The 20337-nt window shown below is 43.3% G+C and carries 19 protein-coding genes and 1 pseudogene; 17 read left to right on the top strand and 3 right to left on the bottom strand.

Translation table 11 applies throughout. The features are described 5' to 3' along the window. Window positions 1-428 precede the first annotated feature (428 nt). The 16 genes from ndhC (at window position 429) to E0409_RS07595 (ending at window position 17494) form a co-directional block, all read left to right on the top strand. A complete protein-coding gene (ndhC, locus tag E0409_RS07670; RefSeq protein ID WP_131289392.1) occupies window positions 429-977 on the top strand; it encodes an NADH-quinone oxidoreductase subunit A in 549 nt (182 codons plus the stop codon). A 6-nt stretch (window positions 978-983) separates the two neighbouring features. Then, on the top strand, window positions 984-1661 hold the full coding sequence (locus tag E0409_RS07665) for a NuoB/complex I 20 kDa subunit family protein (protein WP_086199188.1): 678 nt from the start codon (window positions 984-986) through the stop codon (window positions 1659-1661). 88 nt (window positions 1662-1749) lie between these two features. Next, a complete protein-coding gene (gene nuoC, locus E0409_RS07660; protein WP_131289390.1) occupies window positions 1750-3537 on the top strand; it encodes an NADH-quinone oxidoreductase subunit C/D in 1788 nt (595 codons plus the stop codon). 14 nt (window positions 3538-3551) lie between these two features. Beyond that, window positions 3552-4061: an NADH-quinone oxidoreductase subunit NuoE gene (gene nuoE / locus E0409_RS07655; protein ID WP_131289388.1), complete on the top strand. Its 510-nt coding sequence runs from the start codon at window positions 3552-3554 to the stop codon at window positions 4059-4061. Next, complete coding sequence (gene nuoF, locus E0409_RS07650; protein ID WP_131289385.1) at window positions 4058-5386, top strand: NADH-quinone oxidoreductase subunit NuoF; 1329 nt, start codon at window positions 4058-4060, stop codon at window positions 5384-5386. Before nuoE ends, nuoF begins: the two co-directional genes overlap by 4 nt. A gap of 11 nt (window positions 5387-5397) precedes the next feature. Beyond that, complete coding sequence (gene nuoG / locus E0409_RS07645) at window positions 5398-8082, top strand: NADH-quinone oxidoreductase subunit NuoG (RefSeq protein WP_131289383.1); 2685 nt, start codon at window positions 5398-5400, stop codon at window positions 8080-8082. Between the two features lie 3 nt (window positions 8083-8085). Continuing rightward, complete coding sequence (gene nuoH / locus E0409_RS07640; RefSeq protein WP_131268668.1) at window positions 8086-9102, top strand: NADH-quinone oxidoreductase subunit NuoH; 1017 nt, start codon at window positions 8086-8088, stop codon at window positions 9100-9102. Window positions 9103-9120: 18 nt separating this feature from the next. Further along, entirely contained in the window at window positions 9121-9663 is a 543-nt protein-coding gene (gene nuoI, locus E0409_RS07635) for an NADH-quinone oxidoreductase subunit NuoI (protein WP_131289381.1), read from the top strand. After that, a complete protein-coding gene (gene nuoJ, locus E0409_RS07630; RefSeq protein WP_171458794.1) occupies window positions 9663-10181 on the top strand; it encodes an NADH-quinone oxidoreductase subunit J in 519 nt (172 codons plus the stop codon). The genes nuoI and nuoJ overlap by 1 nt, the downstream gene beginning before the upstream one ends. Then, window positions 10181-10489: an NADH-quinone oxidoreductase subunit NuoK gene (gene nuoK / locus E0409_RS07625; protein ID WP_067726428.1), complete on the top strand. Its 309-nt coding sequence runs from the start codon at window positions 10181-10183 to the stop codon at window positions 10487-10489. The genes nuoJ and nuoK overlap by 1 nt, the downstream gene beginning before the upstream one ends. Continuing rightward, window positions 10486-12381, top strand: coding sequence for an NADH-quinone oxidoreductase subunit L (nuoL, locus tag E0409_RS07620; protein ID WP_131289377.1), 1896 nt, complete (start codon window positions 10486-10488; stop codon window positions 12379-12381). The genes nuoK and nuoL overlap by 4 nt, the downstream gene beginning before the upstream one ends. Window positions 12382-12388: 7 nt before the next feature. After that, window positions 12389-13993, top strand: coding sequence for an NADH-quinone oxidoreductase subunit M (gene nuoM, locus E0409_RS07615; protein ID WP_171458793.1), 1605 nt, complete (start codon window positions 12389-12391; stop codon window positions 13991-13993). A gap of 3 nt (window positions 13994-13996) precedes the next feature. Next, the gene (gene nuoN / locus E0409_RS07610; protein WP_131289373.1) at window positions 13997-15490 is read left to right on the top strand and encodes an NADH-quinone oxidoreductase subunit NuoN; all 1494 of its coding nucleotides are present in this window, start codon (window positions 13997-13999) and stop codon (window positions 15488-15490) included. A gap of 122 nt (window positions 15491-15612) precedes the next feature. Next, on the top strand, window positions 15613-16248 hold the full coding sequence (gene upp, locus E0409_RS07605; protein ID WP_131289371.1) for a uracil phosphoribosyltransferase: 636 nt from the start codon (window positions 15613-15615) through the stop codon (window positions 16246-16248). Between the two features lie 88 nt (window positions 16249-16336). Then, window positions 16337-16630: a cold shock domain-containing protein gene (locus E0409_RS07600; protein ID WP_131289369.1), complete on the top strand. Its 294-nt coding sequence runs from the start codon at window positions 16337-16339 to the stop codon at window positions 16628-16630. 138 nt (window positions 16631-16768) lie between these two features. Continuing rightward, window positions 16769-17494, top strand: a complete 726-nt coding sequence (locus E0409_RS07595) for a cold shock domain-containing protein (protein ID WP_131289367.1) — start codon at window positions 16769-16771, stop codon at window positions 17492-17494. 49 nt (window positions 17495-17543) lie between these two features. On the opposite strand, the gene gigC is transcribed toward E0409_RS07595, so the two are convergent. After that, a complete protein-coding gene (gene gigC, locus E0409_RS07590) occupies window positions 17544-18428 on the bottom strand; it encodes a LysR family transcriptional regulator GigC (RefSeq protein WP_131289365.1) in 885 nt (294 codons plus the stop codon). A gap of 85 nt (window positions 18429-18513) precedes the next feature. On the opposite strand from gigC, the gene E0409_RS07585 reads away from it, so the two are divergent. Continuing rightward, complete coding sequence (locus tag E0409_RS07585; protein WP_131289363.1) at window positions 18514-19275, top strand: ferredoxin--NADP reductase; 762 nt, start codon at window positions 18514-18516, stop codon at window positions 19273-19275. Window positions 19276-19450: 175 nt separating this feature from the next. Here the strand turns inward: E0409_RS07585 and E0409_RS07580 are convergent, their stop codons facing one another. Further along, window positions 19451-19873: a hypothetical protein gene (locus E0409_RS07580; RefSeq protein ID WP_131289361.1), complete on the bottom strand. Its 423-nt coding sequence runs from the start codon at window positions 19871-19873 to the stop codon at window positions 19451-19453. 220 nt (window positions 19874-20093) lie between these two features. Beyond that, a pseudogene (locus E0409_RS07575) lies at window positions 20094-20337 on the bottom strand (IS982 family transposase); the annotation flags it as partial.

The raw sequence follows: 20337 nt of genomic DNA, 5'->3' as shown, positions 1-20337 counted from the left end.
GCTAAAAGTGTTGATTTTTATGGGGAGAGATAAAACAACAATGATTTGGATTTGAGAATGGGAGCCAGAAAAACATTGGGCCAAAATTTGATCGTTTTGCGCTGATTGAAGATGTGCTTGAATAAGCAGATGACACTATAATTTGGATTTTTCTAGGAAATATAAACCTGGATTTCATGAATTTGAAAAAAATAATCATTTTTCTTTTTTTGATTTAATAAAGCGATTGCTAGATAAACAATAGGGCTTAAGCTTTGAAAAAAAGGCAAAATGATTAAAAAATCATCCTAAAGACTAAGGCTTATAAGCTAGCAAGTGAAATCATAAATCAGGTACAATTGGCGGGATTAATTTTGTGTTTGGTGTATTTGAAGGCCAATACATACATTCTTTGTTAATAAATTAGGCCTGCCAGGAGTTATCCCCGCATGAGTGCCATTACTCCATACGATTGGGCAATTATTGCCTTCGTGATCGGCGTTACATTTCTTTGCGTCTTTATGCTCACAGTTCCTTTACTCCTTGGGGGTAAGTCATGGGGCCGTGCGAAGCAAGAGCAATTTGAGTCAGGTGTGGTAGGTGCTGGTGGAGCACGCATCCGCTTGTCTGCTAAGTTCTACTTGGTGGCGATTTTCTTTGTAGTATTTGACTTAGAAGCACTTTATCTCTACGCATGGGCTACATCAGTTCGTGAGGTAGGTTGGTTCGGGTTTACAACTGTTGTTATTTTTGTGGTCGATTTATTGATTGCTTTGGTTTATGCCATTTCTGTAGGTGCATTAAACTGGGCGCCAACGGACCGCCGCAAATCAGCAGCTATGCAACCGAAAATAGGTTCAGCAAATATGAACCTTGCAGACATTACTCGCTTTAACTCCATCGAAGAGTTGGTCATGGACCCTACAGGTCAAATTCCAGCTCAATCTTCTGGTCGTGTGAAAGCAAAAACACCGGCTACATCATCTATTAAGGAGTAACTCGGGATGAAATATACATTAACCCGTGCGAATCCGGATGCTGATCAATATCCACTTCAGGAGCGTCAGATCGTTACGGATCCGCTTGAAGAAGAAGTGAATAAGAATGTATTCATGACTCGTTTAGAGGACGTGATGCACACAGCTGTAAACTGGGGCCGTAAAAACTCTGTATGGCCTTTTAACTTTGGTACATCATGCTGTTACGTAGAATATGCAACTACCTTAACCGGTGTGCATGATATGTCACGTTTCGGTGCCGAAGTTATTCGTGCTTCACCGCGTCAGGCGGATTTAATGATTGTTGCAGGGACTTGCTTCGTGAAGATGGCCCCTGTAATTCAGCGTTTATACGAGCAAATGTTAGAGCCTAAATGGGTGATTTCAATGGGTGCTTGTGCAAACTCTGGCGGCATGTATGACATTTATTCAGTTGTACAAGGTGTGGATAAAATCATTCCTGTCGATGTGTACATCCCAGGTTGCCCACCACGCCCTGAAGCATTGTTGCAAGCATTAATGTTGTTACAAGACCAAATTCAATTAGAGCGCCGTCCACTTTCAGCGGTAATTGGTGATGATCTTCAGCCAGTATATAAGCCAAAGATGCAGCCAGAACGTGACCGTAAGAATGCTGAACGTATTGCAGTGAAAAACTTACGCTCTATGGATGAAATTAAATAATTTTAACGATGAAATATTGATGCACCCGGTCTGGGTGTAATTGTCGTTAAAGTTGACTTGAATTTGTATTAAATAGGAAGCCAAGCCAATGGCTGAAACTGACATTGCTATGCCAGAATCAACTCCAGTTGATTCACGCCCAGCATTTGCAATTGTAGAAGAGCTCAAAACCAAGTTTGGTGAGAACTTCTACGTGCAAGCGACCTTTGAAGATTTTCCAACGGTCTGGGTTGAGCGCGCACGTGTACAAGACGTTTTAATGTTCTTGCGTACAGTGTCACGTCCATACGTGATGTTGTTCGACTTGTCAGCGGTAGATGAGCGTTTACGTACGCACCGCGACGGTTTACCTGCGTCTGATTTCACCGTGTTCTATCATTTGTTATCGCTAGAGCGTAACAGTGATATTCGTATTAAAGTTGCGTTGAATGAGAATGATGTAAATCTTCCAACAGCAACCAACATTTGGCCAAATGCCAACTGGTACGAACGTGAAGCATACGATATGTTCGGCATTAACTTCGAAGGGCATCCAATGCTCCGTCGTATCTTGTTGCCAACCTATTGGGAAGGTCACCCACTTCGTAAAGAATATTCTGCACGTGCCACTGAATATACCCCGTATATGCAGAACCAGGCAAAACAGGATTTCGAGCAAGAACACTTGCGCTTTGTTCCTGAAGACTGGGGTCTAAAACGCGGTAATGCCGATGAAGATTTCATGTTCCTGAACTTGGGTCCGAACCATCCATCTGCGCACGGTGCATTCCGTGTCATTTTGCAGTTAGATGGCGAAGAAGTGAAAGACTGTGTGCCTGACATCGGTTATCACCACCGTGGTGTGGAAAAGATGGCTGAACGTCAAACCTGGCATTCATTCATTCCGTATACCGACCGTGTTGACTACTTGGGTGGTTGTGCGCAAAACATGCCTTACGTTCTTGGCGTAGAGCAAATGGCAGGAATCACTGTTCCTGACCGTGCGCAATGTATCCGTGTCATGATGTCTGAATTGTTCCGTATTAATAACCACTTGTTGTATATCGGTACTGCGATTCAAGATGCCGGCGGTATGACGCCTGTATTCTATATGTTCGCCGATCGTCAAAAAATCTATGACGCAATTGAAGCGATCACGGGTTACCGTATGCATCCGGCATGGTTCCGTATCGGTGGTACAGCGCACGACCTTCCAAACAACTGGCAAAAACTTATTCGTGAAATTCTCGAATGGATGCCAAGCCGTTTGAAAGAGTACTACACTGCTGCGCTGAAAAACTCTGTATTTATTGGTCGTACTCGTAATGTTGCGCAATACGATGCAAAATCTGCATTGGCTTGGGGTGTAACCGGTACTGGTCTACGTGCTACGGGTATTGATTTCGACGTTCGTAAATACCGTCCTTATAGCGGTTATGAAAACTACGACTTCGACGTGCCTTTAGAGTATGAAGGCGATGCTTATGCGCGTGTTCTTGTTCACTTCCGTGAAATTGAAGAATCGCTCAAAATCATCCAGCAATGTTTAGATAACATGCCTTCTGGTCCATATAAAGCGGATCATCCATTGGCTGTTCCACCGCCAAAAGACAAGACATTACAAGATATTGAAACCTTGATTACGCACTTCTTGAGCGTGTCATGGGGGCCTGTAATGCCTGCAGGTGAAGCATCTGTAATGGCAGAAGTGGTGAAAGGTGCAAGTAACTACTACTTGACTTCAGACAAGTCGACCATGAGTTATCGTACCCGTATTCGTACACCAACTTTCACCCATTTACAGCAAATGCCTTCTGTGATTAACGGCAGTCTTGTATCTGACTTAATCATTTATTTAGCGACAATTGACGTCGTAATGGCTGACGTGGATCGCTAAGGGGTAAACGCATTATGATGATTTTGACTGATAAAAAGCCACGTGTGAATGTTGAAGGGATTTTAACTTCGGAAGAAATCCACGATATCGAACATCACATTGAACATTATCCGTACCCGCGTGCGGCATGTTTGGATGCATTGAAATGCGTTCAACGCCGTAATGGTTGGGTGGATGATGCGCAAATGAATGCGATTGCACAAATGCTCTCTATGAGTGTTGCGGATTTAGAAGGCGTTGCGACGTTCTATAACCGTATCTATCGCCAACCTGTTGGTCGTCACGTAATTTTGTTATGTGACTCGATTGCTTGCTTCCTGATGGGTGCAGAAACTTTGGCTGAAGCGTTCCAGCGTGAACTCGGTATTCAGTTTGGTCAAACCACCGCTGATGGTCGTTTTACCTTGCTGCCGATTTGCTGCTTAGGTAACTGTGACAAAGGTCCAACCTTAATGATTGATGAAGACACTCACGGATTGGTTGAAGTGACTTCGGTTAAACAGTTATTGGAGAAGTATCTATGAATACTGAACCAAAACCAATTTACGGTGACGGTAACCCGGAAACTCATCCACTCACTTGGCGTTTAAGCAAACAAGCCAATGTTCGTAATGCTGATGATTACGAAGCGCTTGAAGGTTATGCAGGCTTTAAAAAAGCCATTGCCATGAAACCGGCTGAAGTGCTTGACGTTGTTAAAGCTGCAACTGTAAAAGGTCGTGGTGGTGCAGGTTTCCCGGCAGGGATTAAATGGTCGTTGATGGCGCCAAATGATGGTGGTCCACGTTACCTGATCTGTAATGCCGATGAAATGGAACCGGGTACCTTTAAAGACCGTTTGTTGATGGAAGATCTTCCACACCAATTGATCGAAGGGATGTTGATTGCTGCTTATACATTAGAAGCAACTCAAGGTTATATCTTCATCCGTGGTGAATACATCGAAGCTGCGAAGTATTTAAACGAAGCGCTTGAGCAAGTTCGTGCCAAAGGTTACCTGGGTGACAATATCCTTGGAACAGGTTGGAACTTTGATTTACATGTGCATACCGGTGCGGGTCGTTATATTTGCGGTGAAGAAACTGCATTGATTAACTCGCTTGAAGGTCGCCGTGCCAATCCACGTACCAAACCGCCATTCCCGCAAGTTGCAGGTGCTTGGGGTCGTCCTACGATTGTCAACAACGTAGAGACCTACAACAACTTACCAGCAATCATGCTGCGTGGTCCTGAATGGTACATCAACTTATCTGCGGGTAAGTCGAAAGATCCAGGCACCAAAATTTATGGTGCATCAGGTAAGGTGAAATTCCCGGGTCTATGGGAATTACCATTTGGTACAACAGCGCGTGAAGTGATTGAAGATCATGCCGGTGGTATGCGTGATGGTCTTAAATTAAAAGCATGGTTACCGGGCGGTGCTTCTACTGACTTCTTGGCAGCAGAGCATATCGACTTGCCAATGGATGCAGAAAGCATCATGAAAGCAGGTTCACGTTTAGGGACCTGTTTGCTGATGGTGGTTGATGAAACTCAGTGTATGGTTTCAGCAACACGTAACCTTGAAGAATTCTTTGCGCGTGAATCATGTGGCTTCTGTACGCCTTGCCGTGATGGTTTACCTTGGGCGGTTAAAGCGCTTAAAGCATTGGAAAATGGTACAGGTAAGAAAGAAGATATCGATCACTTACAAGAACTTACTCGTAAGCTTTGGATTGGTAAGACTTTCTGTGCTCACGCTCCAGGTGCAATGGAACCGCTTATGGGCGCACTCAAACATTTCCGTGGCGAATTTGAAGCGAAGGTAGTCAATGCCGCCGCTCAAACCAGCAACGTAGAACAAGCTTAAGGAATTCGACTATGGCTACAATTCATGTCGATGGCAAATCGTATGAAGTCAATGGCTCAGAGAACTTGCTGCAAGCATGTTTGTCTTTGGGTATTGATATCCCGTACTTTTGTTGGCATCCATCCTTAGGTTCTGTCGGCTCTTGCCGTCAATGTGCCGTGACTCAGTACGCGAATCCAGAAGATACGCGTGGTCGTTTAGTCATGTCATGTATGACGCCTGCATCTGACAATACCTACATCTCGATTGAAGACAAAGAAGCGAAAGATTTCCGTGCTTCGATTGTTGAATTCTTGATGACCAACCACCCACACGACTGTCCAGTGTGTGAAGAGGGTGGTCACTGTCATTTACAAGATATGACTGTAATGACACAGCACGACCGTCGTCGTTACCGTTTCACCAAACGTACGCATTACAACCAGGAGCTAGGCTCATTCATTTCTCATGAAATGAACCGTTGTATCGCGTGTTACCGTTGTGTGCGTTATTACAAAGACTACGCAGGTGGTACGGACTTCGGCGTGTATGCCAACGCATCACGTGTTTACTTCGGTCGTCCAGAATCAGGTACTTTGGAATCGGAATTCTCGGGTAACCTGACTGAAGTCTGTCCTACAGGTGTATTTACCGACAAAACTCACTCAGAACGCTATAATCGTAAATGGGACATGCAGTATGCGCCAAGCATATGCCAAGGCTGTTCTTCAGGTTGTAACATCTCTCCGGGTGAGCGTTATGGTGAACTTCGTCGCGTAGAAAACCGCTTTAATGGTGACGTTAACCAATACTTCCTTTGCGATAAAGGTCGTTTCGGTACGGGTTATGTAAACCGTGAAGATCGTCCACGTCAACCGCAATTCCGTTCAGGTGAAAACGTGACTACAGTTTCTGTAGATCAGGCACTTGATACCGTGATTGAAAGTATCCAAGGCAAAAAAGTATTGGGTATTGGTTCTCCACGTGCATCTCTTGAATCGAACTTCGCGCTTCGCGAGTTAGTCGGTCAAGACAACTTCTCGACAGGTCTGGCTCAAAAAGAGCAAAACCTGGTTGAACTTGCTGCCTCTATCATGCAAACCGAGGGTGTTTATAACCCGACGATGCGTGAAATCGAAAGCTACGATGCTGTGTTGATTCTGGGTGAAGACTTAACTCAAACTGCACCACGTATGGCCTTGTCTGTTCGCCAAGCTGCGAAAAATAAAGCCAAAGAAATGGCTGCAGAACGTCGTACTCAAGAGTGGTTGGCTGAACCGGTACAACGTATTGGTCAAGATGCGAAATCTCCGATTTACATCCTTGCTGCGACGCAAACCCGTTTGTCTGATGTTGCGACAGGTGAAGTGGTTGCTTCTCCAAATGATATTGCGCGTTTAGGCTTTGCGGTTGCTGGGGCAGTTGCTGGTGAAAACATCACTGGTTTGGATGACGATGCGAAAGCATTTGCACAAAGCATTGCTGACACATTAAAAGCTGCGAAAAAACCATTGATCATCTCCGGTACAAGCTTGCAAGATCCTGCAATCATGGAAGCAGCTGCACAAGTTGCGCAAAACCTTGGTTCAAATGCGGGTCTTACATTGACCGTTCCTGAAGTGAACTCAATGGGCTTGGCAATCTTCGGTGGTTTAAGCTTAGAACAGGCATTCGCTCAAGATTACGATGCCATCATCGTGGTTGAAAATGACCTTTACCGTCGTTTACCTGCAGCTCAAGTAGATGCAGCATTTGCCAAAGCACAAGATGTGATCGTGCTTGATCATGCGGAAACTGCAACTGTTGCGAAAGCATCGATTGTACTTTCAGCGGCAAGCTTCGCGGAAGGTGATGGTACTGTGGTTAGCCAAGAAGGCCGTGCACAACGTTTCTACCAAGTGTATGACCCAAGCTACTACAAACCAGAGTATGCGATTAAAGAATCATGGCGTTGGTTACATGCCCTTGAAACTGGCTTACAAGGTAAGGCAATTTCATGGACATTGCTGGATGACGTGATTGAATCGGTTGCGAAAAATGTTCCTGCACTTGAAGCGATTCAAGATGTAGCACCAGATGCCGGCTTCCGTGTGCATGGCTTGAAAATTGCGCGTGAACCACGTCGTTATTCAGGTCGTACTGCAATGCGTGCACCGTTATCTGTACATGAGCCAAAACAACCGATCGATATCGATTCTGCATTAACTTTCTCTATGGAAGGTTATGTGGGTAATGAAACACCATCGTCACTGGTACCGTTTGCATGGTCTGCAGGCTGGAACTCTCCACAAGCTTGGAACAAATACCAAGACAACGTGGGTGGTCACTTGAAAGGTGGTGATTCAGGCATTCGTTTATTCGATCGTCTGAAAAAACGTCCTGCACGTACATTTGTTGCACCAACGCCAGTCGTTGCGCATCCAGAAAGCTTCCGTTTAGTGCCGATGCACCACATTTTCGGTTCTGGTGAATTCACTGTAAAAACACCTGCCATGGAATCGCGTATTCCTGAAGCAGTATTTGCAGTGGGTGAACAGGATGCAGCACGTTTAAATGTTCAAGACGGTCAAAAAATTACTGTGAAATCAGGTGAGGCAAGCATTAGCCTTCCAGTTCAAGTGATTGAATATTTACCTACAGGTTATATTGGTTATCCAATTGGTCTTGCACCAACTGTTTCACTTGCAGAGCCTGTATCAGTCGCGGTAGGAGTGTAATTCATGGAACAAGAATTAATACGTCAAACACCGCTTTGGGCTGAGAACTGGCCAATCGCTTACTCTGTGGTTCAAGCGATTGTGATCTTGCTTGTGGTGGTGCTTGTCGCTGCGTTGATGTCATTCATCGAACGTCGTTTACTTGCATTATGGCAAGACCGTTACGGTCCAAACCGTGTTGGTCCTGGGGGGATGTTCCAAATCGTTGCCGACATGCTGAAAATCATGTTTAAGGAAGATTGGACACCGAAGTTTGCTGACAAACTCACTTTCCGTTTAGCACCAGCAGTTGCCATGGCAACTGCGGTACTTTCGTTCATGGTGATTCCTGTAAGTCCAACACTTGGTGTTGCTGACATGAGTATCGGGCTATTGTTCTTTATGGCAATGGCAGGTATTGCAGTGTACGCAGTGCTTTTTGGTGGCTGGTCTTCAAATAACAAATATGCGTTATTGGGTGGTCTTCGTTCTGCAGCTCAAACCATTTCTTATGAAGTGTTCTTGGGGATCTCGCTGATGGGTGTGGTCGCAATTGCGGGTTCATTCAACATGCGCGAGATTGTTGAAGCACAACGTGATGTCTGGTTTGTTATTCCTCAATTCTTAGGTTTCTTGATCTTTATTGTTGCTGGTGTTGCGGTAACACATCGTCATCCATTTGACCAACCAGAAGCTGAACAAGAATTGGCGGAAGGTTACCATGTCGAATACGGCGGTATGAAATGGGGTATGTTCTTCGTTGCAGAATATGTCAACGTGGTTCTTATTTCAGCACTGATCGTAACTTTATTCTTTGGTGGTTGGTTAGCGCCATTCAACCTAGAAATTCCATTTATTCCACCAGTATTCTGGTTCATTATCAAAACAGCATTCTTTGTAATGATGTTTGTCTTGGCACGTGGTTCACTCATGCGTCCACGTTATGACCAGGTGATGAACTTTGGTTGGAAGATTTGTTTGCCTTTGGCGTTGGTCAACTTGTTGGTGACTGGTGCTGTGATTCTGATGAATCAGGCCTAGGACAGCAGGGAGTACAAAATGTATAAAATTCTAGCTGGATTCGGGTCAATCGTACGTTCATTGTGGATGGTCTTCAGCCACGTGACACGTAAACGTGACACCATTTTATATCCAGAAGTACCAGGTGAACAAATTGTTCCGCCGCGTTTTCGTGGTCGTATTGTATTGACACGTGACCCAGATGGCGAAGAGCGCTGTGTTGCATGTAACTTATGTGCGGTTGCTTGTCCGGTGGGCTGTATCTCATTACAAAAAGCTGAAAAAGAAGATGGTCGTTGGTATCCGGAATTTTTCCGTATCAACTTCTCTCGTTGCATTTTCTGCGGTATGTGTGAAGAAGCATGTCCAACGACTGCAATTCAGATGACACCAGATTTCGAATTAGGTGAATATGTTCGTCAAGACTTGGTCTATGAGAAAGAAAACTTGCTCATTTCAGGTCCTGGTAAATATCCTGACTACAACTTCTACCGCGTAACCGGTATGGCTGTAGCAGGTAAAGAGAAAGGTCAAGCACAACGCGAAAGCGCACCTGTTGACGTACGGAGCTTATTACCATGATGTGGCCATTTTATTTGATGGCACTTGTGGCCATTGTCTCTACGATTCGCGTTGTCACTAACGCGAATCCTGTACATGCATTGCTTAGCTTGATCGTGTCTCTGCTTGCTGTTGCAGGTATGTTCATGATCGTTGGTGCACCATTCGCTGGTGCGCTGGAAATTATTGTGTATGCCGGCGCGATCATGGTGTTGTTCGTGTTTGTGGTGATGATGCTGAATCTGGGTCAACATACGGTTGATCAGGAACGTAAGTGGCTCACTTCATCTGCATGGGCATATCCTGCAATGGTGAGTTTCCTGATGGGCTTAGTGCTTGTCTGGATGCTCGGTTCAGATTACACAACTGCTGCTCCTGTCATGGGCACAGAAGTGATTGGACCTAAAGCTGTTGGTACAGCGCTCTTTACTCACTACTTACTATTGGTAGAAGTTGCCGCGATGTTATTGCTAGCTGCATTAGTAGCTGCATTCCATTTGGGTAAACGTGAACCAAGTGCAGAAAAGGAAAAAGAATAATGGGCAACATCCCTTTAGAACATGGTTTGATCGTTGCAACCATTCTTTTTGCACTCGGTTTTTACGGTGTAATGGTGCGACGCAACCTATTATTTATGTTAATGAGCCTTGAAGTGATGATGAACGCAGCTGCACTTGCGTTTGTTTTAGCGGGTAGCGCATGGTTACAACCAGATGGACAAATCATGTTCATCCTGATTTTAACTCTTGCTGCTGCAGAGGCGTGTATTGGTCTTGCGATCGTCCTTCAGTTCTACCATCGCTTCCATCATTTGGATGTGGATGCTGCTAGTGAGATGCGCGGATGAGTTATTTATATTTAACAGTATTATTTCCGCTCATTGGTTTTATCCTTTTAGCGGCGGGGCGTAACAAGCTTCCTGAAAGTGTGGCAGCCATTATTGGGGTAGGTTCAGTCGGTCTTTCGGCTTTATTTGCACTGATTGCTGGTGTGGGCTTTGTCGAGAATGGCTCAGTTGCTCAGGTTCAACATCTTTGGACTTGGTTCAACGTTGGTGGTTTAGCACCGGGCATGAGCTTGCATTTAGATGGTCTATCATTACTGATGATGGGCATGGTGACGGGTGTTGGTTTCTTAATCCACATCTTTGCATCATGGTACATGCATGGTGATGAAGACTTTGCACGTTTCTTCTCTTATTTCAACCTGTTCGTAGCAAGCATGTTGCTACTGGTATTGGGCGATAACCTGGCGTTATTGTTCTTGGGTTGGGAAGGCGTGGGCCTTTGCTCATACTTGCTGATTGGTTACTACTACCAAAAACCTGAAAATGGTTATGCGGCAATCAAGGCATTTACTGTAACCCGTATCGGTGACGTATTCTTGCTGATCGCATTGTTCTTGCTTTACCAACAATTTGGTACTTTGCATATCGGGACAATCGTTGCCAATGCGCCTCAAGTATTAGCAGGTGACCATTCACTTGCAATTTGGACATCGTTAATGTTGTTCTTGGGTGCTGCGGGTAAATCTGCTCAAATTCCATTACAAACATGGTTGGCCGATGCAATGGCAGGTCCTACACCTGTTTCTGCATTGATTCATGCTGCGACAATGGTAACCGCAGGTATTTACCTGTGCTGCCGTATGTTCTCTGTGTTTGAAATGACACCTGAAGTGATGATGTTCATCTCGATTACGGGTGCGGTAACATTGATTGTTGCTGGTTTTGCTGCATTGGTTCAAACCGACATCAAACGTATCTTGGCTTACTCAACCATGAGTCAGCTCGGTTATATGTTTATGGCTGTAGGTGCTGAAGCATACCAAGCAGGTCTGTTCCACATGCTTTCACACGCATTCTTCAAGGCATTATTGTTCTTGTCTTCTGGTGCGGTGATTCTGGCTTACCACCATGAACAAAACATCTTCAAAATGGGTGGCTTGTTCAAACATAACAAATTCTTGTTTGCCTGCTTCGCGATTGGTGGCGGTGCGTTGGCTGCCATTCCATTCTTAACCATCGGTTTCTTCTCGAAAGATGCGATCCTTGGTGCAGTTTGGGCACAAAGCCACATTGCAAATCTTCCTGTATATAACTGCTTGTACTGGGTCGGTGTTGCTGGTGCGTTCTTAACTTCAATCTATACATTCCGTTTAATCTGGGTTGTATTCTTTGGTAAAGAAAACACACCGTATCACGAAATCAAAGGTGCAACTTATTGGGCGCCGTTGGGTATCTTGGCGGTACTTTCAACTGGTTTGGCTTACTTCTTAAAAGCACCAGTAGAAGCAATTTTAAACTCTGCGAAAATTCCAGCGTTTATTATTCCTGAAGCACTTGAAGCGGGTGTACACGGTGCTGAATATACAGCAGTGGGTATTGCACTTGCCGGTCTTGTGGTTGGCGTGGTCCTGTTTGCCTTTGCTTATAAAGCAGTTAAAGCTTTTGCAGAAACTACATTGGGTGCGGGTCTTGCCAATATTTGCCGTAATGCACTTGGTTTTGATGCGTTGTATAACATCGTATTTGTAAAACCATATTTGCTGATTGCGAAAATTTTAGGTCGTGATCCAATTGATGGTTTGTGGTTAGTGCTTCCTGCCATTGTTAAAGGTGGTCATAGCTTCACAAGCTCACGTCAAACAGGTTCATTGCGTGAATACGCATCAAGTATGTCACTCGGTGTAGTGGTCTTACTGATGATCTTGATCGTGATTCAGGTAGTGGGGAAATAAGATGGAAATCACAAACAACTGGATTTTACCCGCGCTGATCCTTGTACCGTTCATTGCAGGTTTTATTTGTTGGTTAGTCGACAAGTTCAATGACAAATTGCCACGTTATATTGCCTTAATTGGTATGCTCGTAACACTGGGCTTCACGGTTTCGCTATGGCAATCGGGTACTTATAACTATGAATTAGGCGCTAAAGTTCCGACTTGGTCAGCTGAATTCATGCTGCCTTGGATTCAAACCCTCGGCATTAACATTCACCTAGCGGTGGATGGTCTTTCACTTCTTATGGTGGGCTTGACTGCATTACTGGGTGTACTTGCAGTTGGATGTTCATGGGGTGAGATTCAAAAGAATGTTGGCTTCTTCCACTTAAACCTTTTATGGTCTTTGGGTGGGGTAATCGGTGTATTCATCGCGATTGACTTGTTCCTGTTCTTCTTCTTCTGGGAGATGATGCTTGTACCAATCTACTTCCTGATTGCGTTATGGGGTCATAAGGGCGCGGACAACAAATCACGTGTCTATGCAGCGACCAAGTTCTTCATCTATACCCAAGTCGCAGGTTTAATCATGCTCATCGGTATCCTAGGCCTTGTGGTTTACGGTTATATGATGACAGGCATGATCGGATTTGATTACAACTACTTGTTAGGTGTGGCAAATACGCTTGATGCGCAATTACCATCAGTGGCTTATGCCTTGATGATCTGTATGTTCATTGGTTTCGCTGTAAAACTTCCAGTGTTCCCATTGCATGGCTGGTTACCAGATGCGCATGCTCAAGCTCCGACAGCAGGTTCTGTCGACTTGGCAGGTATCTTGATTAAGACAGCTGCATACGGTTTGCTTCGTTTCGTTATTCCATTTTTCCCGGCGGCTTCTGCACAGTTTGCAGACATCGCGATCATCTTCGGTTTAATTGGTATTTTCTACGGTGCTTGGTGTGCTTTCCAACAAACCGATATGAAACGTTTACTTGCTTACACCTCTATTTCGCACATGGGCTTTGTACTCCTTGCGATCTACGCAGGTAACATTTTGACCTTCCAGGGTCTGATGATCATGATGTTGGCACATGGTATTTCATCTGCTGCATTGTTCATTATGTGTGGTCAAGTGTACGAACGTGTTCATACGCGCGACTTACGTTTAATGGGTGGTATGCGCGGTCAATTCCCGTACCTTGCTTTCTTCCTGATGTTCTTTGTCGCGGCCCTTGTTGGTATTCCTGGTCTGGGTAACTTTATTGGTGAATTCCTGATTTTGATGGGTTCATTCGACAAATTCCCAACCTTCACCATTGTGGCAGCAACCAGCTTGGTATTGGCAGGTCTTTATGGCTTGATCCTGATTCACAAAGCAATGTTTGGTACGCCAAACGAAGAGCAAAAACAACATTATGCAAACCCATTGAAAGACTTAAATGCGCGTGAGATTGTTATTTTGTTAGTTTGTGCCGTTGCTCTACTATGGCTTGGTATCTACCCACAAAGCTTCCTTGATATTTCAAATTCAAGCATGGCGTGGTTAGCAAATAGCTATATCCCAGTTCAAGACGTTGTCGATGCGACTCAACAAGTCGTATCGCAACAAAATGTGGAGATCCAATAAGCCATGAACTTCACAATGTCATTTTCTGAGCTTATGCCATTAGCTCCTGTGATGATCGTGGCTTTAACTGCGATCGTTGTGATGCTTCTTATTGCAATTAAACGTAACCATAATTTAATTGCAACAGCATCTGTAGTGGGCTTAAACCTTGCTTTGGTATATATCCTATTCGCTATGTTTGGTGGGGCATTTGCACCATCAAACGTGATGGGCATGTTTATGGTTGATCCATTTAGCATGCTTTATCAACTGGTGATTATTGTTGCAGCCCTTGCTTGCTGTACCTTGTCACACGCTTATATTGAAACCTACAAAGATAACCGTGAAGAACTGTATATCTTGATGTTGTGTTCGGTTGCGGGTGCAATGCTCATGGTAGCAAGCTCTCACTATGCATCTTTCTTCATTAGCCTTGAGTTGATGTCGATTCCTGTATACGGTCTGTTGGCATATACGCATCAACGCTCACGCTCTTTAGAAGCAGGTATTAAATACCTGGTTCTTTCAGCAACTGCTTCTGCAATGTTGTTGATGGGTATGGCTTATATCTATGCCTATACCGGTTCATTGTCTTTCTATGACAATGTTCAAGCGTTAATGCAAGCGATCCAGCAACCAATGGTGATTTTAGGTTTAGGCCTAATCATCTGTGCCGTTGCATTTAAATTGTCTCTTGCGCCGTTCCACAAATGGACACCAGACGTTTATGCAGGTGCACCAGCGCCAATCGCAACATTCCTTGCGACTGTTGCGAAAGTTGCAACCATCGGTTTGTTTGTACGTTATTTACTGGCTTCAGGTGCAATCCTGGTTGATTCAATCGTAACCATCATCACGATTATTGCCGTGCTTTCAATCCTGGTCGGTAACTTCCTTGCGGTACGTCAAGTGAACTTGAAACGTATCCTGGGTTACTCTTCAATTGCACACTTTGGTTATTTGTTGATTGGTTTAATCAGCATGACTTACGCAAGCCTTGGCAACGTAACGGTTTATGTGATCACTTATGTGTTAACAACGATTGGTGCGTTCGGTGTGGTCGCGTTAATGTCGAGCCCGTACAACAATGACAGTGAAGCAGAAAGTCTGGCGGATTACCGAGGTTTGTTCTGGCGTCGTCCAATCCTGACAGCAACTTTGACTGTGATGATGTTGTCTCTTGCCGGTATTCCATTGACTGCGGGCTTCATTGGTAAGTTCTTGGTGGTGATGGCTGCGGTAACAACGCAACACTGGTTCCTTGCTGCAATGATCATCGTTGGTTCTGGTATTGGTTTGTATTATTACCTCCGTGTGATGGTGGTGATGTACATGACTCCGCCAGATACACCACGTATTGATGCTGATAAACATTGGGGTCAAAAAGTGGGTGGTATTATGGTGCTTGCTGCTGCATTAGCTGTATTGGTTATCGGTATTTACCCAGACCCAATCATTAAGTTAGCGCTTCAAGCAGAGATTTTATCTCCACTGCATTTCATGCTTTCTCAGCAGTAATCTAAAAAAACGATTAGTTTTAACCAAAAAGCCTCCTAACTTAGGGGGCTTTTTGGTTTATAAGAGATATAAAAAACATTTATAATAGAAGGAATTTTATCTCATCTTTTAGGTGTTCTCCCGTGGCTATTCATGAAATCCGTCATCCGCTCATTCGACATAAACTTGGTTTGCTACGCCGTGCAGACATTAGTACAAAAAATTTCCGCGAATTAGCACAAGAAGTCACCATGCTTCTGACTTATGAAGCAACCAAAGATTTGCCGGTATGTGACCATGAAATTGATGGTTGGAACGGTAAAGTAACGGTAGATCGTATTGTCGGTAAAAAAATTACCGTTGTGCCAATTTTACGTGCCGGTATTGGCATGTTGGATGGTTTCTTAAATCTTATTCCAAGTGCCAAAGTATCGGTTCTGGGTTTAGAACGTGATGAAAAAACTTTAGAAGCACGTACTTACTACAAAAAATTGGTACCTGACGTTCAAAACCGTCTTGCGATGATTATCGACCCAATGTTAGCGACAGGTTCATCACTGGTTGCGGCTATTGATGTATTGAAAGCAAGTGGCTGTAAAGATATCCGTGTAATGGTCTTGGTTGCTGCACCTGAAGGGATCAAACGTGTTGAAGCGGCTCATCCTGATGTCATCATCTTTACTGCTGCTATCGATGATGGTTTGAATGAAAATGGTTATATCGTTCCGGGTCTTGGCGATGCTGGCGATAAAATTTTTGGTTCTGTACAAAAAGATTAATTCGTCTTTTTTAAAGATCGAAAAAAGAGGCTTAAAGCCTCTTTTTTTATATAATGTACACATGGCATTTTTAGAATAGGGCAGCAGCATGAAAGATGAATTACAACAGGGCAAAATCAAACAGTATGACCCTGAAAAAGGCTTTGGTTTTATTGGTACAATTGAAGGGGATATATTCTTCCATATTTCAGATTTCCCGGCGGCAGAAGGTGAACCGAAACGTAATGAACGGGTGAAATTCGTAGCTGTTGAAAATGGAGAAAAGTTTAAAGCAGTTCGTATAGAACGCGTGGAAGACAAATCTGCAAAAGCAAAGAAATCAAAAGTGTCTACCCATAATAAGTCGATCACATCAGCTTTGTTATCAAACTTGCGCAAATAAAACTTTTATCTTTATAGATGAAAAGAGCAATGTCATTCAACTGAAGAATGAATTAAATGTAATGCATAAAAAAAGCGCCACAATGGCGCTTTTTTTATTACAATTGCCTGCATAAGATTTAAACAATAAGAGTGACTTATGTTTGTTGAGGGGAAAGTTAAAAGCTATATCGTAGAGCGTGGCTTTGGATTTATTAGCATGGATGGGGAGTCGAAAGACTTATTTTTTCATATCAAGGATTTTCCCAATAAAAGTGTCGAGCCTAAAATAGGGGAAAAGTTAAAGTTTCGTATTGTCGAAGATAACGGTAAATTAAAAGCCGATCAGATTGTTCGTTTAGATTTAAAGCAGAACACAGCAGCTTTAGAAGCTCAGCCACAACAACATTCTTATGCGAATCACAATGCTTCGCCACGGTTTAATGAGCGTAGTCGCAAAGGGCGTATTTTCACGATTGTTGGGCTAATTATTATCGCTGTGCTGGCCGTGTTGGTTTATAACAAATATCAAGATTATAGACAGGCCCAACAATTGAAAGCCCAACAGTTGATGCAAGAACAGGCACAAATTGTGGAACAGCAGCGAGAAGCTTTGGGGGATTTGCCAGATCGAGTACTTTCAGAACAAGGACAAAGGCATCTAGACAACACATCTAGCCAATCATTGAGAACTGAAGTAATAAACGTTGCAGCAAATACTCAAGCTCAAGTAACAACATCACAATTTAAATGTGATGGTCGAGAGCACTGTGGACAGATGCATTCGTATGAAGAAGCAGTCTTCTTTATTAAAAATTGCCCAAATACCCAAATGGATGGAGATCATGATGGTATTCCTTGCGAGGATCAATTTGGTCGACACTAATGATCTAGCAATAAAAAAGCGCCAAATAGCGCTTTTTTATTATTTTAAATTATTCTTCGCAGAATTTCATAAAGGCCTTTAAACCCGGACCTTGGTACTTCTGACGATGTACCAACATGAATAAAGGACGGGTGAGTTGCCAGAATGGGGTTTCTAAAATAACCAACTGACCTTTTTCAAGTAAAGGTTCAATGGCGAGTTTAGAAATACAGGACATCCCAATGCCGCCTGCCACAATTTTAAGAATTGCTTCATTATGACCGAGGGTTAAACGGATATTGGCATCGGGTAAATCTTTGAGAATTGCATTATCAAAGACTTCACGGGTACCGGAACCTTCTTCACGTAAAATCCATTCAACCCCTGCAGCCTCAAAGTCAGCTGGGGTTAATGCACGTTCAAGCTGTGCAAGTGGATGATTTGGTGAACAGCACACTGCCAGTTCGTCATCACGCCAATGAATACATTGCAACTGTGGTAAATGACATGAACCTTCAATTAAAGCTAAATCCAACTGAAACTGGTTCACAGCTTCAATCATTTGGCGGGTATTGCCGACTTGAAGTTGTAAATGCGCTTGTGGCTGAATTTGAAGGAAATCTGCCATTAAATCGGGCATTAAGTAATCTGAAATTGTGAGCGTTGCACCTAAGCGTAAGTCGATACTTTGTAGCTCGCCTTTGGCTGCCTGCTCGAATGCATCACAACGACCTAAAATTTCTAATGCTTGTGGCAATAGGTAACGTCCTAAATCATTCAATTGTAGACGTTTACCTAAGCGATCGAACAGCGGAGCACCTAAGCCATCTTCCAAATCGGCTAAAGCCATACTTGCAGCACTTTGGGTGAGTTTTACGGCATCACTGGCTTTGGTTACTGTGCCTTCTTGGGCGACTGCTACAAAAACAGCCAACTGGCGTAAAGTCATGCGCATGAATAGAGCCTTAACATTTAAAAAATATTAATAAATTATGTGGTCATGCTACCATGAGCATAGTCTTTCATGCCACGTTGAAATCATGTCAATTGAAAAATTTAGCTTAGAAAAAGTCTTATCTGTACACCGTTGGACCAATACCTTATTCAGTTTTACCATGACACGACCTGCACATTTTAAATTTACCGCAGGGCAGTTTGCACGTATTGGCTTAAAAGTGGGTGATGAACTGGTTGTTCGAGCTTACTCTGTGGTGTCATCACCTTTTGATGAAACCTTGGAATTCTTTTCAATTGTAGTTCCAGAAGGTGCCTTCACTTCAAATTTGCAACATCTCAAAGTTGGAGATGAGCTGTACCTGGAAAAAATCCCTTATGGATTTTTAACCCTGGCGCGCTACCAATTACCATTACCGAATGACTTGTGGCTACTCGCTACTGGCACAGGTTTGGCACCATTTATTTCCATGCTGCAAGATTTCGATACATGGTCTAAATATCAAAAGATTAATCTGGTTTATAGTGTGCGAACCGAAGCTGAACTCGCTTATGTAGAGCGTATTCAGGAAATTGCTGAAACTTTTGGTGAAGGACATAGTGGCTTTAAATTCATCCCGATTATCACCCGTGATTCAAACGCAGCATTACATGATCGCTTGCCTGTACTGATCGAAAATGGCGAATTAGAAAAAGTGGCAGGTTTGCAATTTAATGTTGAAACCAGTCACGTCATGCTCTGCGGTAACCCACAAATGGTCGAAGACACCAAGGAAGCCTTAAAGGCACGTGGTTTGATCATGAACCGCCGTGGTGAAGGGAATATTGCAGTTGAGAATTATTGGTAAAATCCTTTAAGTTCCCTCTCTTTTACGGAGCGGGCTAGGGTGAGAGGATTTAATTTAAATAATTATATTTACCTCTCCCTTGCGCAGCAGTGCTGCTCATCTCCTAAAAGGAGAGGGAATACAATGCACAAAAAATCCCTCATTAAAGAGGGATATATAAATCTAATAATAATTATTAATGTACAAACATATCGATATATTCACGAATTTCTTGAATCGCGGTTTCAACATCAGAGGTCAACCATGTCGGTTCAAACAGACCTGAATAATGTTCAAGACGGTCTTGTGGAACCACCAAACGGATTGGGCATTCTTCTTCCAATAAACGCCAAGGAATGATCGGTACTTCATTGTCCAAAAAGGGTGCGATATTACGAATATCAATCACCATCGCATTGATACATTCAGGGAAAGGCATCACTGAAAACTCTTCGGTACGACGACGAAAATATTCTAAGTCACCCCATTTAAGCATGTAACTGGGTTTATTAAATTCAATAATCCCAATGAGATGTTCATCACGAGTGTAATGCAAGCAACATTGATGAGTGACATCAGTGTCCAGATCAAGCGTTACAGATTGCTGTCGATACGCCATAAAGTTAAGCAGCATGAAAAACAAGGTGCATAATTATAGCTCATTTTAGCTGTTTCAGCACCTAAAGCCAGATTCATCTTTATTCAAGATTAAAGATAAAAATTCCCCTCCATTTATTTTCATACTCCAGTCGCTTCATGCGTTTTTTTACCAAATTTTAAAATTGGTATGGCTTATGCATAACTCTCTTATTGATTAGATAAAATAACCTGAATCCTGCTTAAGCCAATAATTCCATTACTCGAATAGCAGGCTTGTTTTGATGGCATAACTGGTAAGCACATAAAGAAGCATAAATTCCAGCTAAGTATCCTTCAATGCTTCTCGCTTTACTCGTCACCAAATGATATTTCCCTTTTAACAGGCTGAATAAAGTCTCTATTTTATTGCGTTGTTTTAAGTGATATTCATCTGTATTGGATAAACTAACAGCTTGCATATTCTTTCGGTGATAGGTAATTAAA

Source organism: Acinetobacter sp. ANC 4862 (genome assembly GCF_004336635.1).
GTDB lineage: Bacteria > Pseudomonadota > Gammaproteobacteria > Pseudomonadales > Moraxellaceae > Acinetobacter.
The sequence above is the reverse complement of the archived record's forward strand: the minus strand, read 5'-3'. Positions and strand labels throughout refer to the sequence as shown.

Coding starts and splice junctions, on each gene's coding strand:
- ndhC (WP_131289392.1), top strand. CDS start 429: ATGAGTGCCATTACTCCATACGATTGGGCAATTATTGCCTTCGTGATC.
- E0409_RS07665 (WP_086199188.1), top strand. CDS start 984: ATGAAATATACATTAACCCGTGCGAATCCGGATGCTGATCAATATCCA.
- nuoC (WP_131289390.1), top strand. CDS start 1,750: ATGGCTGAAACTGACATTGCTATGCCAGAATCAACTCCAGTTGATTCA.
- nuoE (WP_131289388.1), top strand. CDS start 3,552: ATGATGATTTTGACTGATAAAAAGCCACGTGTGAATGTTGAAGGGATT.
- nuoF (WP_131289385.1), top strand. CDS start 4,058: ATGAATACTGAACCAAAACCAATTTACGGTGACGGTAACCCGGAAACT.
- nuoG (WP_131289383.1), top strand. CDS start 5,398: ATGGCTACAATTCATGTCGATGGCAAATCGTATGAAGTCAATGGCTCA.
- nuoH (WP_131268668.1), top strand. CDS start 8,086: ATGGAACAAGAATTAATACGTCAAACACCGCTTTGGGCTGAGAACTGG.
- nuoI (WP_131289381.1), top strand. CDS start 9,121: ATGTATAAAATTCTAGCTGGATTCGGGTCAATCGTACGTTCATTGTGG.
- nuoJ (WP_171458794.1), top strand. CDS start 9,663: ATGTGGCCATTTTATTTGATGGCACTTGTGGCCATTGTCTCTACGATT.
- nuoK (WP_067726428.1), top strand. CDS start 10,181: ATGGGCAACATCCCTTTAGAACATGGTTTGATCGTTGCAACCATTCTT.
- nuoL (WP_131289377.1), top strand. CDS start 10,486: ATGAGTTATTTATATTTAACAGTATTATTTCCGCTCATTGGTTTTATC.
- nuoN (WP_131289373.1), top strand. CDS start 13,997: ATGAACTTCACAATGTCATTTTCTGAGCTTATGCCATTAGCTCCTGTG.
- E0409_RS07600 (WP_131289369.1), top strand. CDS start 16,337: ATGAAAGATGAATTACAACAGGGCAAAATCAAACAGTATGACCCTGAA.
- E0409_RS07595 (WP_131289367.1), top strand. CDS start 16,769: ATGTTTGTTGAGGGGAAAGTTAAAAGCTATATCGTAGAGCGTGGCTTT.
- gigC (WP_131289365.1), bottom strand. CDS start 18,428: ATGCGCATGACTTTACGCCAGTTGGCTGTTTTTGTAGCAGTCGCCCAA.
- E0409_RS07585 (WP_131289363.1), top strand. CDS start 18,514: ATGTCAATTGAAAAATTTAGCTTAGAAAAAGTCTTATCTGTACACCGT.
- E0409_RS07580 (WP_131289361.1), bottom strand. CDS start 19,873: ATGGCGTATCGACAGCAATCTGTAACGCTTGATCTGGACACTGATGTC.